We start from the raw sequence: 233 nt of genomic DNA on the forward strand, positions 1-233 counted from the left end.
GATTTGAAGGGTGGGGGTAATGTGGAAAAATATGGGAGGGTGGATTATATGTGGGGGGGTATGGATTATGTGGTGATGTATGTTAATGGAGAAGGGGGAGAAGATAGGATGAAAAATGTGAAAGGAGTTTGGTATGTGGGGAAGATGGAAGGTTGGTATGGAAAGGAGATGAAAAGGGAGTATGGGAGGAAAACGATGGATAAAAGGAGGTTTTAGGGAATATAGAGGAGATA

The 233-nt window shown here is 42.5% G+C and carries 1 protein-coding gene; it reads left to right on the top strand.

The window, feature by feature from the left end; all coding sequences use genetic code 11:
• Window positions 1-216 (top strand): DUF2129 domain-containing protein (locus FS628_RS30985; RefSeq protein WP_145326718.1); only part of this gene is annotated, 216 nt, incomplete at its 5' end.
• Window positions 217-233 lie beyond the last annotated feature (17 nt).

The organism is Paenibacillus xylanexedens (assembly GCF_007676705.1).
Taxonomy (GTDB): Bacteria; Bacillota; Bacilli; order Paenibacillales; family Paenibacillaceae; genus Paenibacillus; species Paenibacillus xylanexedens_C.